This is a genomic window from Pseudomonas sp. MF09156, from assembly GCF_059862305.1.
This window is the reverse complement of the sequence record NZ_JCBCUR010000002.1, coordinates 175,201-191,505: the sequence shown is the minus strand read 5'-3', so window position 1 is coordinate 191,505 and position 16,305 is coordinate 175,201. Positions and strand designations below refer to the sequence as shown.

Genomic DNA, 16,305 nt, shown 5'->3' with positions numbered 1-16,305 from the left:
TATAGTTGGCCGTACAAACCCAGCGAGCCGTCTTGAATTATGCGTAAGTCATTGATGCGTATGACATTACGCCAGTTGCAAATCTTCAATGAAGTCTGCGACTTGCGTTCCTACAGCCGCGCTGCCGAGGAAATGTCCCTCACGCAACCCGCCGTCAGCCTACAAATTCGCCAGCTTGAAGAGCTGATCGGCCAGCCGCTATTCGACTACGTCGGCAAAAAGCTCTACATGACCGAAGCCGCCGAAGCCCTGCAACGGGCCAGCCGGGACATTTTCGGACGCCTGGAAAACCTCGATATGCAGCTCTCGGACATGCAAGGCTCGCTGCAGGGGCAATTGAAGCTGGCCGTGGAATCCAGCGCCAAATACTTCGTGCCGCACTTGTTCGCCGCCTTCAAGCGCCAGCACCCGGAGGTGCAGTTGCACCTGACGGTGGTCAACCGCGCCCAGGTGATCCGCCGGCTGTCGGACAACCGTGATGACCTGGTGATCATGTCCATGGTGCCCCAGGACATGGGCCTGGAATTCCTGCCGTTTCTCAATAACCCGATTGTGGCGGTGGCCCCGCCGGACCATCCGCTGAGCCTGCAAGGGCCGCTGCGCCTGCAGGACCTGGAGCCTTACACCTTGTTGCTGCGCGAGCCGGGCTCAGGGACACGGCTGGCCTGCGAGGAATACTTCAAGGAAAAGCGCGTGCACTTTACCCAGACGGTGGAAGTGGCCTCGGCCGAGGCGCAGCGCGAGTGCGTGGTGGCGGGGTTGGGCGTGGCACTGCTGACGCGCCACGCCCTGAACCTGGAGCTGGCCACCGGTGGGCTCAAGGAGCTGGCGGTGGAAGAGCTGCCGCTGTACCGCAGTTGGTGCCTGGTGCAGGCCAAGGCCAAGCGCCTGTCACCGGTGGCCCATGCGTTCCTGGGCTTTATCCGCAGCGAACGGGTGCAGATCAGCGCGCTGGCTGAACGTTTCGCTGGGCAGCCGCGGGCGCCTGCCAGTGCAGCTCCGGGTAGTCACTGATGCTTTGCAGCAGTTGGCGTTGTTCACAGCGATCTTCAATTGCACGTCGGAATGCCATGCGGCGCTGGTCTTCCTGCTGACGACGGGTCTTGACGGTGCTGGTGCTGTCTTCGTAGTGCCGGGCCATTTCGAGTCTCCCAATGCGAGTACGGGGAGTTCAGGATGGGCGCGGGGGATGACGGTTTGGCGGCGCGAGGGTTACAGGACGATGAATCTTGCGAATGCAACACCGGCCAAAACTGTAGGAGCCGGCTTGCCGGCGATGGCGGTGCCTCAGGCGATAAGTGTGGGGCTGGCAGACCGCTATCGCAGGCAAGCCAGCTCCTACAGTTGATCGAGTGCGACCTTGGGTCAGTCGTCGAGGGCTTTGACCGATTTGGGCGAGAGACGCAGGCTGCGCAAGCTGCGCTTGACGCTCTTGAGGTGGTTGACCAGGCTCGGGCCACGCGCCATCGCCACGCCCATCGCCAGCACGTCGATCACCACCAGGTGGGCGATGCGCGAGGTCAGCGGCGTATAGATCTCGGTGTCTTCATGCACATCGATCGCCAGGTTGACCGTGGACAGCTCCGCCAATGGCGTCTGGCTCGGGCACAAGGTGATCAGCGACGCGCCGCTTTCACGCACCAGGTTGGCGGTGATCAACAAGTCCTTGGAACGGCCCGACTGGGAAATACAGATCGCCACGTCGGTGGGCTTCAACGTCACCGCTGACATCGCCTGCATGTGTGGGTCGCTGTAGGCCGCCGCCGTCAGCAGCAGGCGGAAAAATTTGTGCTGGGCATCCGCCGCCACCGCGCCGGAGGCACCAAAGCCATAGAACTCCACGCGCTGGGCCTGGGACATGGCGGTCACGGCTTTTTGCAGTTCGATCGGGTCGAGCTTTTCCCGCACTTCCATCAGGGTGTGCAGGGTGGTATCGAAAATTTTCAGGCTGTAGTCGGCGACGGAGTCGTCTTCGTGGATCGCAAACTGCCCGAAGCTGGCACCGGCCGCCAGGCTCTGGGCCAGTTTCAACTTCAAGTCCTGGAACCCCGAGCAACCGATGGCGCGGCAGAAGCGCACGATGGTCGGCTCGCTGATCCCCACGCTGTGGGCCAGGTCAGCCATGGAACTGTGCATCACGGCCGCAGGGTCAAGCAGCACGTGATCGGCAACCTTGAGTTCCGATTTGCGTAACAGGTGGCGCGACTGGGCGATATGTTGCAACAGGTTCAAAGGGCAGGACTCTTGTTATTGGCAGGCGCCAGGGATGTAGCAAGCTTGTAGTTATACTACAAGAATTGCGGATTTGCCCGTTCGATGCATCACTAAATCGCCCTACTACCCCCTGAATCAGCGGGCATATGCGATGTAGCACCCGATGGCGCCTCGCTAGCAGCCAGGAAAATCCGCATTTTTCCGTAACAAATCCGCCAGCCCTTCGGCCTCGATCGGCCGGCTGATCAAATAGCCCTGTACCTCATCGCAGTTTTCGGCGCGCAGGAAATCCAGCTGCTGCTGATCCTCCACACCCTCGGCCACCACCTTGAGCGCCAAGCCATGGGCCATGGCGATGATGGCCCGGGTAATCGCCAAGTCTTCGCGCCCCTGGCCCAGGCCCCGGATAAAGGTCTGGTCGATCTTCACGTAATCCACGGGGATGCGCTTGAGGTAGCTGAGGGACGAATAGCCGGTGCCAAAGTCGTCAATCGCCAGCTTCACCCCCAGGTCGCGCAGTTGCTGGAAGGTGGCGATGATGTGCTCGACGCTGTCGAGCAACTGGCTTTCGGTCAGCTCCAGCTCCAGGTACTGCGGGGCCAGCCCGGTTTCGTCCAGCACCTGGCGCACCAGGCTGACCAGCTTGCCCTGGCGCAACTGGTGCACCGACAGGTTGACCGACACGCGGATCGGCGCCAGGCCCTGGCGCTGCCATTCACACGCCTGCCAGCAGGCCTGGCGCAGCACGAACTCGCCCAACGGCACGATCAATCCGGTTTCTTCTGCCAAGCCAATGAAATCACCGGGCGGCACACTGCCCCATTGCGGATGATCCCAACGCACCAGCGCCTCGGCGGCGTTCATCTTGCCAGTGGCCAGGCACAGCTTGGGTTGGTAGAACACCTTCAATTGGCGTTCATCGATGGCTTTGCGCAGTTGGTTTTCCAGCTGCAGGCGCTCAAGGGTGCTGGCTTGCAGGCTGTCGGTGTAGAACTGGAAGTTATTGCCGCCCAAATGCTTGGCGTGCTGCATAGCCATGTTCGACTGGCTGACCAACGCGGAAATTTCCCGCGCGTTATCCGGCAACAGGCTGACACCGATTGAGGCGCTGACCACCAACTCATGTCCCTCCACCGCCACTGGCACCCGCAACTTGGCCAGCAGCCGGGTGGCCACTCGCGCCAGGCTCGACAGGCTGCCATAAGCGTCGAACAACACCGCAAATTCATCGCCGGACAACCGCGCAATGGTGTCGGCCTCCGGCAACGCGTTGATCAGGCGCCGCGCCATTTTTTGCAGCAATTGGTCGGCGACTTCATGGCCCAGGCTGTCATTGAGCAGCTTGAAGCGGTCCAGGTTGATATGCAGTAACGCCAGGCTGCGGCCGCCCTGGCGCACCCGCTGATGGGCCTCGCGCAGGCGCTCGCGAAACAGCGAGCGGTTGGCCAGGCCCGTCAGTTCGTCGTAATGGGTGAGGTAGCGCATGCGCTCCTCGGATTCGCGGCGCGCCGACAGATCGGCGAAGAAGCCCACGATATGGCTCACGTTTCCCCGAACATCGCGCACTACGCTCAGTTGCAGCCATTGCGGGTACAGCTCGCCGTTCTTGCGCGCCTCCACCAATTCGCCCTGCCAACTGCCGTGGCTCAACAACGCCTGGCGGATCACCGGGAAGTGTCGGCGGGCATCGCGGCTGCACGGCAACTCCACGACATTGCGCCCGAGCATGTCGTCGATATCAAAGCCGGTCACGCGACTGAAGGCCTGGTTGACCGCAATCAGCACGTACTCCGGGTCCAGGATCACGATGCCTTCGCTGGCCGCCTCGAACACCGTGGACGCCAGCCGCAGCTGTTCTTCCACCGCCTTGCCGGCACTGATATCGCGCCGGGTACCGAGCATGCGCGTCACGCGCCCGCTGGCCGCACGCTCCACGGCGCGCCCACGGTCCTCGATCCACACCCAGCGCCCGTCGCCATGGCGCACGCGGTACTCCACCTGGTAGTCCTCGCTGCGCCCTTTCAAGTGCTCCACCAGCGCGCGCTTGAGCAGCGGCAAGTCGTCCGGGTGCAGGCGAGGCGTGAGGTCGCGCAACATCGCCGTGACGTATTCCGGCTCCAGGCCGAACAACTCCTTGAGTTGGGTGTGGTGGACCTCGTCGGTTTGCAGGTTCCAGTCCCACAAACCCAACTCACTGGCCTGCAATGCCATCGCCAGGCGCGCTTCGCTTTTGCTCAGGGCCAGGCTGGCGGCGTCCAGTTGCTGGCCGCGTTGTTCGACACGGTGTTGCAGGCCGACCTGGGCTTCACGCAACTCCTGCTCGACCTGGCGCCGCTGCTCAACCTCGCGCACCAGGTCCTGATTCAACTGCTCGCTGCGCTGGCGGGCCTGCTGCAGGTGCTCGATCAGGGCCTGGTTCTGGAACCGGCGCAGCAAACCGCGCTGGATCAGGCGGTTGACCTGCCATGCCACCAGGCTCAGGGATGCCAGCAGAATCAGGCCCAGGTAACTCCAGCCCTGCAGTTGCGGTTCGCCGCTCCAGAATAAATAGAGGATGGTGGGCACCAGGCAGGGCAAGGCAAACGATAAAAACGCCGGCACGCTCACCGCGTAGGCCACGCTGGCCGATAAGGTGGCCACGCCAATCAGGCCGAAGATCCAGGCCTGCTGCACGAAACTGTCCAGGGGCACCAGGACAATGGCCGCGCTCGCCAGGGTCAGGCCGCTGGCCGCCGAGCCCAACATGAACATACGCCGCCAGACCGGCTGCGCCTGCCGGCTGGGCAGGGCGCTATCGAAGGCCGCCACCTGGATCACGCGCATCGCCACCAGGGCCAGCAACCACACCAGCCAACTGCCGACCAGCACGTAGCGCTGCGGGCTCCAGAGCAACCAGGCGCAGACCAGACCGTTAATCAACATCAATAAAGTGGGCAGCAACGAACCTTGGTACAACAGACGCGTGCGCTCGACCGCCATCTCCATGGCGTAGTGCTTGCGGATAACTTGCGCCGGCGCGACAGAAGGGCCAGGCAAGTCGGTGCTGAGGGTCATAGGCAGTGTTCTTATAATGGTGAGCCCGAAACGTCGACGGAGCATACACAAGCGGGCGGGCAGACCAAACTGCTCTGGATCATAAAAATCGGCGAATAAACCATCGCAAACCTTGGGCCCAGAGGGGCTGAACAAGACAGGGCGCGGGCTACAGGCGATGACTTACCGGTCATCACCGTGGATCGATTATTTGCCGATTGAAGATCGCCGCGGATTTTTTTGTGCCGACCACCCGGCAATGGGATTTGCCCCCCTTCCCCCGGCACCCTAGAATGCGCCGATGCGCGATGATCTCTCCCTTTTGCTGAATTCCCTCAACGATGCCCAACGCCAGGCCGTAGCAGCCCCCGTTGGCCGTCAGTTGGTCCTGGCCGGTGCTGGCTCCGGTAAAACCCGAGTGCTGGTGCACCGTATCGCCTGGTTGATCCAGGTCGAGAACGCGTCGCCGCATTCCATCCTGTCGGTGACCTTCACCAACAAGGCCGCTGCCGAGATGCGCCACCGCATCGAGCAGTTGATGGGCATCAGCCCGGCCGGAATGTGGGTCGGCACCTTCCACGGCCTGGCGCACCGCTTGCTGCGGGCCCACTGGCAGGAGGCGGGCCTGGCCCAGACCTTCCAGATTCTCGACAGCGATGACCAGCAACGCCTGGTCAAGCGGGTGATCCGCGAGCTGGGCCTGGATGAACAACGCTGGCCGGTGCGTCAGGCCCAATGGTTTATCAACGGCCAGAAAGACGAAGGCCTGCGCCCGCAACATATCCAGGCCAGTGGCGACTTGTTCCTGGCCACCATGCGCAGCATTTATGAAGCCTATGAAGTGGCCTGCCAGCGTGCCGGCGTCATCGACTTCTCCGAGCTGCTGCTGCGGGCCCTCGACCTGTGGCGCGACAACCCCGGCTTGCTGGCCCATTACCAGAAGCGCTTCCGGCACATCCTGGTGGACGAGTTCCAGGACACCAACGCCGTGCAGTACGCCTGGTTGCGCCTGCTGGCCAAGGGCGGCGACAGCCTGATGGTGGTGGGCGACGACGATCAGTCGATCTACGGCTGGCGCGGCGCGAAAATCGAGAACATCTACCAGTATTCCGACGACTTCCCAGACGCCGAGACCATTCGCCTGGAGCAGAACTATCGCTCCACCGCCGGGATCCTCAAGGCCGCCAACGCCTTGATCGCCAATAACACCGGGCGCCTGGGCAAGGAATTGTGGACCGACGGCGGCGAAGGCGAGGCAATCAACCTGTACGCGGCCTTCAACGAGCACGACGAAGCGCGCTACGTGGTGGAAACCATTGAAAGCGCCCTGAAAACCGGGCTGGCCCGCAGTGATATCGCCATTCTGTACCGCTCCAACGCCCAGTCACGGGTACTCGAAGAGGCCTTGCTGCGCGAGCGCATTCCATACCGCATCTACGGCGGCCAGCGCTTCTTCGAGCGCGCAGAAATCAAGAACGCCATGGCCTACCTGCGTTTGCTGGAAGGTCGCGGCAACGATGCCGCGCTGGAGCGGGTGATCAACGTACCGGCACGGGGCATCGGCGAGAAAACCGTCGAGGCGATCCGCGAACATGCGCGTCACAGCGATGTGTCGATGTGGGAGGCCATGCGTCTGCTGATCGCCAATAAAGGCCTGACCGGCCGCGCTGCCGGAGCGTTGGGTGGGTTTGTCGAGTTGATCGACAGCCTCGCCGCCAAATGCCTGGAAATGCCGCTGCACCTGATGACCCAGACCGTGATCGAACAATCCGGCCTGATCGCTTATCACGAGGCGGAAAAGGGTGAGAAAGGCCAGGCTCGGGTAGAAAACCTTGAGGAACTGGTCAGCGCCGCCCGCGCGTTCGAGAACAGCGAGGAAGATGCCGACCTGTCGCCACTGGCGGCGTTCCTCGGCCACGCCTCCCTGGAAGCCGGCGATACCCAGGCCGACGAGCACGAAGACAGCGTGCAACTGATGACGCTGCACAGTGCCAAGGGCCTGGAATTCCCCTACGTGTTCCTGGTGGGCATGGAAGAAGGCCTGTTCCCGCACAAGATGAGCCTGGAAGAGCCCGGCCGCCTTGAAGAAGAACGCCGCCTGGCCTACGTGGGTATCACTCGGGCGATGCAGAACCTGGTGATGACCTACGCCGAGACACGACGCCTGTATGGCAGCGAGACCTACAACAAGGTGTCGCGTTTCGTACGGGAAGTGCCCAAAGGGCTGATTCAGGAAGTGCGCTTGTCCAATAGCGTCAGCCGGCCGTTTGGTGGCGGTCAGCAGCAGAACTCCAGCAACATGTTTGCCGGCTCGGAAATTCCCGAGACCCCGTTCAGCCTTGGCCAGCAGGTCCGGCATGCGATCTTTGGCGAAGGGGTGATCCTCAACTTCGAAGGCGCCGGAGCCCAGGCCAGGGTGCAGGTGAACTTCGCCGAAGGCAGCAAGTGGCTGATGATGGGTTACGCCAAGCTCGAAGCGGTCTGACTGAGCGTTCCCACGCTCTGCGTGGGAACGATCGGGCGCTCTGCCTCGGTGAGATGGGTCGCCTTGCCCTTGTTTTTAACCAGTACGGGCCAATATCTGTAATTAGTCCTACAGACCATTCGCAAAGGTCTTACGCAAAAGCCCGAAACATTATGCCGCTAGCCACTGCCTCTGCACCTGTGCAACATGGCGCGCGTGCAATCCACAAATGGGAATTCCCTTTATGAAACGTTTTCTTAGCATCGCCATGGCGTTGTGCATCGGCCTGACGATGAGCCTCGACGCCAACGCCAAACGCTTCGGTGGCGGTAAAAGCTCCGGCGCAGCACCGAGCCACCAGACCAGCCAAATGGCCCCAGCCGCTGGCGGCATGGGCGGAGCGGCTGCCACCGCAGGTGCAGCCGGTGCCGCTGGCGCTGCTGCCAAGGCCGGCGGTGCTTCGCGCTGGTTGGGCCCTCTGGCCGGTATCGCTGCCGGTGGCCTGCTCGCTTCCATGTTCATGGGCGGCGGCTTCCAGGGCATGCAGATCTTCGACATCCTGATCATGGCGGTCATCGCTTTTGTGATCTTCCGCTTCATCGCCGCCCGTCGCCGCAAGCAGCAGGAGCACCTGGCTCCAGCCGGCGCGCCGATGCAGCGTGAAGTGTTCGAGCAAAAGCCTGCCATGGGTTCGATCTTCGGCGGCTCGGCAGCACCTGCTGCCGCTCGTCCGGTGATCAACGCGCCAGCCTGGTTCAACGAAGAGCGTTTCGTCGAAGCGGCCCGCAACCACTTCCAGTCCCTGCAGCAACACTGGGACGCCAACGAAATGGACAAGATCGCCGAGTTCGTGACCCCGCAACTGCTGGAGTTCCTCAAGCGCGAACGTGCCGAACTGGGCGACGGCTTCCAGTCGACCTACATCGACGACCTGCGCGTGCAGTTGGAAGGTGTGGATGATCGCGCCGACAAGACCATCGCTACCCTGACCTTCAGCGGTACGTCGAAGACTTCGCGCTTCGACCAGGGCGAAGTGTTCAGCGAAAGCTGGAACATGGAACGTCCACAGGGCGAAAACCAGCCTTGGCTGGTAGCCGGTATCCGCCAGAACGGCTGATCCGCAAAGGCCTACAGCCTGCTGTAAGAAACACCCCGGTCTTGTGCAGCGCTTTAAGAAGCCTGCACAGCCGGGGTGTTTTTTTGCCTGTGGAAAAGTCAGCATGGGGTTTTGCTGGATTAATGAGAACGACTCTCATTATACTCGCCCTCCCCGGTTCTGCCCGAGCATAGGAAAGTGCCGCCGTGCTGGAAAAACTGTTCACTCAACATGCACCCGCGTTGCATCGGTATCTGTTGCGCAAAAAGTGCTCCCCAAGCCTGGCTTCGGACCTGGTACAGGACACTTTCCTGCGCATCGCCCAGTTGGAGAGCCTGGAGCGCGTGCTGTGCGCGCCGTCCTATCTGTTTCGGGTAGCGCACAACCTGATGATCGACCATCACCGCCGCTATGGTGAAAAGCGCTACGACAACGACCCCAGCGCCTTCTTCGCCACCCTGGTAGACGAAACCAGTTGCCCTGAAGAACAGGCCCTCGGCGCGTTGGAACTGGAGCACCTGGAAAGCCTGCTGCAACGCATGCCGCCGCGTACCCGCGATGTGTTCATGCTGTGCCGGGTGGAAGGCATGACGCACAAAGAGACCGCGCGCTATTTACGGATATCCACAAGCTCTGTACAAAAACACATGGCAATGGCCCTGGCCAGGATTGGCCGGGCGCTTGAGCCGGACCAAGAGGGCTGAGCCTTGTGTACGACAAAGAGCCAAAAGGTAAATAGACCGAACCGTGAACGCCTCCCCACAGACTATCGACCCGGTAGAGCGCAAAGCTGCCGACTGGGTGATGCGCCATCGCCAAGGACAGCTTTCGGCACGTGAACTCGAGGCGTTTCAGCGCTGGCTGGCCGCCGACCCTTTGCACGCCGCTGCCGCCGAGCGCGCCAATCGTGCTTGGCTGGCCACCGCGCAGCTCAAGCAACGTCCCGGCTATGTAAAACCCCAACGCCCGCCGCGCTCTGCCTGGTTGCGCATGCCGGTGGTCGGCGGCAGCGCCGTGGCGGCGCTGGCGTTGGGCTGCTGGATGCTGCTGGCACCACCTTTCTGGGTCCAGGCCCTGAACAGCGACTATCACACCGGGTTTGGCGAGGTGCGCCAGATCACCCTGGCCGACGGCAGCCAGGTGCAACTGGGCAGCCACAGCATCCTGAGCCTGGCCTACGACGATCAGACCCGTCGGGTGCGCTTGAGCCAGGGCGAGGCGGTCTTCACCCCTGCGCCAATGAATGAACAGGAGCGGCGGCCCTTCACCGTACAAGCGCCCGGGGCCGATATCACCGCGCGAGGCACGCGTTACCTGGTCGGTGTCGGCAAGGATCGCGAAGGCTGGGTGGGGGTGCTGCAGCATCGGGTCGAGGTCAACCTGACCCAGCACGGGCGCGATGAAGCCGCAGGTTCCGCGCTGCTGGAGCAGGGCAACAGCCTGCACTTCAGCCCCAGAACGGGCCTGGTGCCGCTGAACACCAGCCCCGAGGAACTGGCCAGTTGGCAGGAAGGCCGGCTGGTATTCCAACGCGAATCCCTGGCCGACGCCGCCGCCCGCATCAACCGTTACCGACCGGGGCTGGTGCTGGTCAAGGGCGAGGCCCTGCGCAACGTGCGGGTCAGTGCGGTAATGCGCCTGGATAACCTCGACACCGCGCTTGAACATCTGGTGGCGCAAGTCCACGGGCGCATGTTCGAGCTGCCAGGACTGACACTGATCTACTGAGCCGCCTCGCACGGCGTCAATTTCAAAAAAATATAAATAACAATATTTATAGATCATAACGATCTATCGCGTTTTTGCAGCTGGGCCGTTTCTACTACATGTGAATAAATCTTATTTACTTTAGTGAGGCCGGTTTTGCAGACGCAAGAGAACAACAAAAAACGCCAGGCAACAAAACGCACCCGACTGAGCCTGGGGATTGCGTCGGCCGCCATTGCGCTGGTCGCCAATGCCGCCACCATCAGCCCGGTGCTGGCAGCGCCAAGCGCAAACCACGCCCCGGCCACTGACGTGCACAACTTCGACGTGCCCGCCCTGGCGCTGGATCAAGCCTTGGTCCTGCTGGCGCGCCAGGCCGGTGTCGAGTTGTACCTGGGCAGCAACGACTTCACCAACAGCTACGGCAACCCGGTCAAGGGGCGCTTGTCCCTGGACACCGCGCTGCAAACGCTGCTGGCCAACCAAGGAGTCAGCTACAGCCTCACCGGCTCAGCCGAGCGCCCGATCATCCAGGTGCAATCGGCACCGAACTCGGCGGGTATCCAGGCCGGCGACTTGCACCCGACCTACGTCATGGGCATGGAAGGCAAGCAGTCCCGGGACGAAAAGGGCTACAACGATATCTACGACCAGGACATCTCCTCGGTGTATGCCGGCAAGGAGCAGATCGAACGCTACAAAGGCGCAGCCCCCGCCGATATGTTCAAGGGCATGCTCAACGTGTACAGCGGCGACTCGCGCAACAGCGGCGCACTGGACCCAAACATCCGCGGCATCCAGGGCCCCGGCCGCGTGCCTGTGACCATCGACGGTACCGAACAGGCAATCACCGCTTACCGCGGCTACATGGGCGCCAACAACCGCAACTACATCGACCCCAACCTGATCGGCAGCATCAAGGTGCTCAAGGGCCCGAACCTGGAGCGTAACGTCTACAGCGGCATTGGCGGCGCAGTGGTGGCCAGCACTCTAAACGTCGACGATGTGCTCAAGCAGGACCAGGAATATGGTGGCGAACTTAAAATCGAAGGCAGCAACAACTCGGTGTCACCCAAACTACCGACGCTGATGACCGGGCAAATGCCCAGCCCCGGTTATGAATATTCACCCATCAGGGGCTATTACGATCACTCGCTGTACAAACACCCACGCACCAGCAGCAGTAACAAACTGCTGTCCAGCGATGACTCCGCCTACCGCCTGGCACTGGCCACGCGCCAGGAAAAATTCGAACTGCTGGCAGCCTACGCCTTCCGTGAAAAAGGCAACCACTACGCAGGCAAGAACAAGAGCGGCTTCTATTCCAGCGGGAAGAAAGTCAACGGCGAGTTTGACTACATTCCCAACCTCGCCACTATCTACAAACCGGGCGATGAAGTGCCCAACACCTCCAGCAAGATGGAGTCCTGGCTGGGCAAGGCCAAACTCAAGATTGATGAAAACCAGTCCCTGGAATTCGGCTATCGCGACACCGATGCGCTGTACGGCGAGATCCTGCCATCACGGATCTCGTTCTTTAAACCCGGCACGACTTACGACGCCGCCACCAACGGCGTGCCGCAATGGCCGTTGAGCCATGTACAAAGCAAAGCCTACAACCTGGAATACAACCTCAAGCCCGAAGGTAACCCGTGGGTGGATTTCTATTCCAACCTGTGGATGACCAACACCCGCAGCGATACCTACAGCAGCGGTGGCGTCCCCAATCAAACCACCATTGCCGACCCGGTGTACCGCAATACCGCCCTGGCCAACGCCAAGCATGATCGTATCGGCCTGACCGCAAGCAATAAGTTGAAGTTGCTCGACAGCCTCGACCTGACCCTGGGTGGTAGTTATCAGCATGAAAAGTTGGGATCGAACGACAACTATTACGACCCTATCATCAGCGACACGTTGCGCATGTACCCTCGGGCCGGGCGCCGCGAGGAACAGGAGTACAACTTCAAATTCGACTGGCGGCCCGTAAGTTTTGCCAAATTTGAGGCGGGGATGCGTTATTCGTCTTATTGGGCATTTGATGATTACTTGAAAAGTGCCCAGGACAAGAGTGGGATAACAACACAATTTGAAGATACCGGGCGTCGGGTGGATTACACCACGCGAAAGACGCTGACCGACTCTGAGTTGCAAGCCGACATCGATCGACAAATTGCAAGCAACAAAGTTTTCTGGGATATGTTTGATACCCCGGAGTCGGAACGTCAGGAGCTAATTGACGTAATCAAACAACAAACGCCACGTGTGCAAGACACTCAGCACAGGGCGGATTGGGCGAGTGACGGAAAAGGTCGTTATTCACGCTATAACAATCCATGTATCAATGGATTGAGTGCAGGCGAAAATATTATTTCCTGCAGCTCTTCCGGAAACGGCAAGGGCTACGAAAAAGATATCAAAGCCAAACACCAGAAAGACAGTGGCTGGACACCTTCGCTTTCTGCAACCTTCTATACCTCGGAAAATGGCCGGGTCTACCTGCGCTACAGCGAGGCCATCCGTTACCCAAGCATGTTTGAAAGCACCATGGGCTTTTCCTCATCGGTCAACCCCTGGGGGCTTGAGCCAGAACATGCGCATAACTACGAAGCCGCCTACATCCATAACCTGGCCGGCTGGGGTGGCAGTGAAAGCGCCGACATCAAGCTGAGCTATTACTACAACACGACAAAAAACGTGATCGAACGCGACCCACAACTGCGCTTCAGTAACCTTGAGAAGCAAGTCACTTCCGGCGTGGAGTTCCAGGGCCGCTACGATAACGGACGGTTTTTCACCGACATGAGTATCGGCCACGTCCTGAAAAACAGAGTCTGCGATGAAAACTCGGCTGTCTCCGTCAGCACCGACGGCAGCACCCCCAACTGCGTGGAAGACGGTTTTGTAGGCGGATACCTGGTGAGCATGGCAATGCCGGAGTGGACTGCCAACCTCGGGTTAGGTGCGCGCTTCCTTGATCGCAAACTGGAAGTGGGCGGACGGGCTATTTATTACCGCCAACATGAAAACAAGTTCTATGACAACTACCCCAACAGCGCCATGGTCAGTTATTACCTGAATACGCCCATGTCATGGGACAAGATCATCACTTATGACGCCTACGTTAACTATAAATTGACCGATGACGCATCCATCGAGTTAACCGGCACCAACTTGAGCAACCTTTATTACATCGACCCACTCACGCGTTCGGCCATGCCCGCACCCGGTCGAACGTTGAAACTCGCTTTCACCACTACTTTTTAACTTGGGAGGTACTGCATGGGAGGCTAAAGAAGAAATTGGCAAACGCTTGACGTGTTGACTTAATTTAAATCACTCAACGGATGATGAAATGAAATCTTTCAACTACACAGTATTGGCAGTGGCACTTCTGGGTCTGGCTGGCGTTGCTCAAGCAGCCACTTCTTCTGGTCAAAGTTACGATGGCACGATCGTCGTCGACGGCTCCAGTGGTTCAGGCTCAACTAACCACCCAGGTTCCGCAGGCCAGCCAGCCATTGGCGTTAACGCTTTTTACAACGGCACGAAAGTCGCTTTCAGCGGTTTGAAAGGTATGGCTGCCACCGATGCCAATGGTGTCTCCACCATTACCACCGCGATGATGCCACCCTCTCACTCCACACTGGGCAACTTCGACTTCAAACAAGTCGCCAACCAACAGGTGTACTACGGAGAGTGGTCGCAGACCGGCGCCAACAATGATCCAACCCGCGTCGTGTACTACTCCGGCGACACCGCTGGCCGTGTACTGCCAACAGCCAACGTGACCTACGCGGTACAGGGCATCAACAACTACTCCGGGGCGAACGTGCTGTCTGGCGACCTGACCGCCTCGTTCGGCAACGCTACACCAACCTTGACCGGCTCGCTGAGCAACAGCGCGCTTAAAGTTCAAGTCACCGCGGCCATCGACACCGCCACCGCAGGCTTCGCCGGTACTGCCCAGGCGCGTAATACCGCAACCAACGCACTGCTTTCGTCCGGCACCTCACAAGGCAGCTTCTTCGGCGCAGGCGCCACCGCGTCGCTGGCCGGTATCGCCAAGTTCACCGACCGCAACTACGACACCGCCTTCGGTGGTGTCGCCAAGTAATCGCACGTTGAACCTGTTGTAGCACCACCCAAGCAAGTGCCTGCCCCCAGGCACTTGCTTTTGGCGTTTTGAAGCGATCCCGAGAGCCCGGTAATGCCCCAGCCCTATTGCATGCGATCCCTCACGCTCCACGCTTTACCCTTTTCCCTGCTGCTGTGCATGACCCCGGCGGTATTTGCCGCCGACCAGGACACCAGCCTGCGCCTGAACCAGACCATCGAGTACCGCGCCAATCAGCAAGAGCGCGAGTTGCTCAAGGATGAACTGCCCAGCGACGGCGCCCCGCCGCTGTTGAATATCGATGGGCAAACCTACAGCGTCGGCAACAACCTCGATGAACTGGGCCGCGCGGTGTACCTGTCCATCGAGCGCCAGCAATGGCCGCAAGCCAGGGATTACCTCAAGCGCTACACCGCCCTGCCCGGCCACGACCCGATGCTCACCGCCTATGCCAACGGCGGCCTGGCCCGCGCCGATGGCAACCTTGAACAAGCAGAAAGCTACTACCGCCAGCTGCTGGCGTTGCAGGGCGACTTCCTGCCGGGGCGCCTGGAGCTGGCGCGGGTATTGTTCGAGAACCGCAAGGATGGCGAATCCAACGCCGCGTTCCGGCAGATCAGCAGCAGCCTCAGCCCAGCGGACGCCCAAGCCATGGGCGTGGGCAAGACCGTCGACAGTTTTATCCAGGCCCTGGACCACCGTGAAGACTGGCAAGGCTCCCTGGCTATCGGCCCGACCTGGGGCTACAACCTCAACCAGTCCCCGGAAAGCGAGGTGACTTATCGCTACGTCACCCCCGACGAAACCATCTACGTCAAACGCTCACTGCCCAAGGCCGTGTCTGCCCACGGCGCGGACTACGAGGCCACGCTCAACAAGCGCGTGGCCATCAGCGGCCACCACGGGGTGTTCATGCGCTCGCTGCTCTATGGCCAGGCCTATGAAAAACAGAGCAAGTACAACGAAAGCACCCTCATCAATAACGCTGGCTACAGCTACCACGACGCCAAAAACCAGTACGCCTTCGGGCCGTCGTTTGAATTCAATACGATTGGTGATAACGCCATGTACAGCGCCTGGGGGCTGCGCGGCGAATGGATTCATACACTGTCGGCCACCCGCATGTTCAAGCTGGAAGGCGAATATAAGGACATGACCTACAAACACCAGATCAATAGCAACCTCGACGGCGGCATCAGTTCGGTCTACGCCACCCTGTGGCAGGCCCTGCCCCAACGGTGGACGCTGTTCGGCGGCGTAGACCTGACCGAACGTAATACCCAGGACCGCACGGCGGCCTACCTGCAAAAGGGCGTGCGGCTGGGGGTGGCGAAGGATTTCGAAGTGGGCGTCAGCGCCGTGTTGTTCGCCTCGTACCGCAAGCGCCAATACGATGCCTACAGCGCTATCGTCGATGACCGACGCAATGAGAAAGAACAAGGCTACACCTTTATCCTGCGTGCCCCACGCCTGGCGGTGCTGGATGCGGTGCCCAGTCTGACGGTCAAGTACAACAAGGTCGTCAGCAATGTCGACTGGCTTTATTCCTACGACAAAAACAGCATCAGCCTAAAGCTGGAAAAGCAGTTTTAACCGACAACACCGGGTTTTCTATTTCGCGGTTGCACTTATAGCGAGCTACTGTATAAAACGCCCCTATAAACCGCGCCATCT

Annotated in this window: 11 protein-coding genes; 8 read left to right on the top strand and 3 right to left on the bottom strand. The window is 60.3% G+C overall.

All coding sequences use genetic code 11. The features are described from left to right. Positions 1 to 39 precede the first annotated feature (39 nt). Complete coding sequence (locus tag AC19YY_RS06620) at positions 40 to 1,014, top strand: LysR family transcriptional regulator (RefSeq protein ID WP_500603984.1); 975 nt, start codon at positions 40 to 42, stop codon at positions 1,012 to 1,014. Here AC19YY_RS06620 and AC19YY_RS06615 read toward each other — a convergent pair. From AC19YY_RS06615 to AC19YY_RS06605, 3 genes are all read right to left on the bottom strand, one after another. After that, on the bottom strand, positions 944 to 1,141 hold the full coding sequence (locus tag AC19YY_RS06615) for a PA3496 family putative envelope integrity protein (protein WP_262376960.1): 198 nt from the start codon (positions 1,139 to 1,141) through the stop codon (positions 944 to 946). The two genes, AC19YY_RS06620 and AC19YY_RS06615, sit on opposite strands and share 71 nt — an antisense overlap. Positions 1,142 to 1,365: 224 nt before the next feature. Beyond that, complete coding sequence (hexR, locus tag AC19YY_RS06610) at positions 1,366 to 2,232, bottom strand: transcriptional regulator HexR (protein ID WP_029290040.1); 867 nt, start codon at positions 2,230 to 2,232, stop codon at positions 1,366 to 1,368. Between the two features lie 156 nt (positions 2,233 to 2,388). After that, a complete protein-coding gene (locus AC19YY_RS06605; RefSeq protein WP_170042033.1) occupies positions 2,389 to 5,268 on the bottom strand; it encodes an EAL domain-containing protein in 2,880 nt (959 codons plus the stop codon). Positions 5,269 to 5,548: 280 nt separating this feature from the next. Between AC19YY_RS06605 and uvrD the strand changes: the two genes are divergently transcribed. The 7 genes from uvrD (at position 5,549) to AC19YY_RS06570 (ending at position 16,224) form a co-directional block, all read left to right on the top strand. Beyond that, positions 5,549 to 7,732, top strand: a complete 2,184-nt coding sequence (gene uvrD, locus AC19YY_RS06600; RefSeq protein ID WP_169954024.1) for a DNA helicase II — start codon at positions 5,549 to 5,551, stop codon at positions 7,730 to 7,732. Positions 7,733 to 7,955: 223 nt separating this feature from the next. Next, positions 7,956 to 8,828, top strand: coding sequence for a Tim44 domain-containing protein (locus tag AC19YY_RS06595; protein ID WP_169954025.1), 873 nt, complete (start codon positions 7,956 to 7,958; stop codon positions 8,826 to 8,828). A 185-nt stretch (positions 8,829 to 9,013) separates the two neighbouring features. Further along, complete coding sequence (locus tag AC19YY_RS06590; protein WP_169954026.1) at positions 9,014 to 9,511, top strand: sigma-70 family RNA polymerase sigma factor; 498 nt, start codon at positions 9,014 to 9,016, stop codon at positions 9,509 to 9,511. A gap of 43 nt (positions 9,512 to 9,554) precedes the next feature. Further along, a complete protein-coding gene (locus AC19YY_RS06585; protein ID WP_492633900.1) occupies positions 9,555 to 10,535 on the top strand; it encodes a FecR family protein in 981 nt (326 codons plus the stop codon). Between the two features lie 135 nt (positions 10,536 to 10,670). After that, positions 10,671 to 13,781 carry a TonB-dependent receptor domain-containing protein gene (locus tag AC19YY_RS06580; protein WP_170042032.1) on the top strand — a complete coding sequence of 1,037 codons (3,111 nt, stop codon included), beginning with the start codon at positions 10,671 to 10,673 and terminating at the stop codon, positions 13,779 to 13,781. Positions 13,782 to 13,869: 88 nt separating this feature from the next. Then, positions 13,870 to 14,631, top strand: coding sequence for a Slam-dependent surface lipoprotein (locus AC19YY_RS06575; protein WP_262376958.1), 762 nt, complete (start codon positions 13,870 to 13,872; stop codon positions 14,629 to 14,631). 93 nt (positions 14,632 to 14,724) lie between these two features. Beyond that, the gene (locus AC19YY_RS06570; RefSeq protein WP_500603983.1) at positions 14,725 to 16,224 is read left to right on the top strand and encodes a surface lipoprotein assembly modifier; all 1,500 of its coding nucleotides are present in this window, start codon (positions 14,725 to 14,727) and stop codon (positions 16,222 to 16,224) included. The last annotated feature ends 81 nt before the right edge of the window (positions 16,225 to 16,305 follow it).

Coding starts and splice junctions, on each gene's coding strand:
- AC19YY_RS06595 (WP_169954025.1), top strand. CDS start 7,956: ATGAAACGTTTTCTTAGCATCGCCATGGCGTTGTGCATCGGCCTGACG.
- AC19YY_RS06605 (WP_170042033.1), bottom strand. CDS start 5,268: ATGACCCTCAGCACCGACTTGCCTGGCCCTTCTGTCGCGCCGGCGCAA.
- AC19YY_RS06620 (WP_500603984.1), top strand. CDS start 40: ATGCGTAAGTCATTGATGCGTATGACATTACGCCAGTTGCAAATCTTC.
- uvrD (WP_169954024.1), top strand. CDS start 5,549: ATGCGCGATGATCTCTCCCTTTTGCTGAATTCCCTCAACGATGCCCAA.
- AC19YY_RS06570 (WP_500603983.1), top strand. CDS start 14,725: ATGCCCCAGCCCTATTGCATGCGATCCCTCACGCTCCACGCTTTACCC.
- AC19YY_RS06615 (WP_262376960.1), bottom strand. CDS start 1,141: ATGGCCCGGCACTACGAAGACAGCACCAGCACCGTCAAGACCCGTCGT.
- AC19YY_RS06575 (WP_262376958.1), top strand. CDS start 13,870: ATGAAATCTTTCAACTACACAGTATTGGCAGTGGCACTTCTGGGTCTG.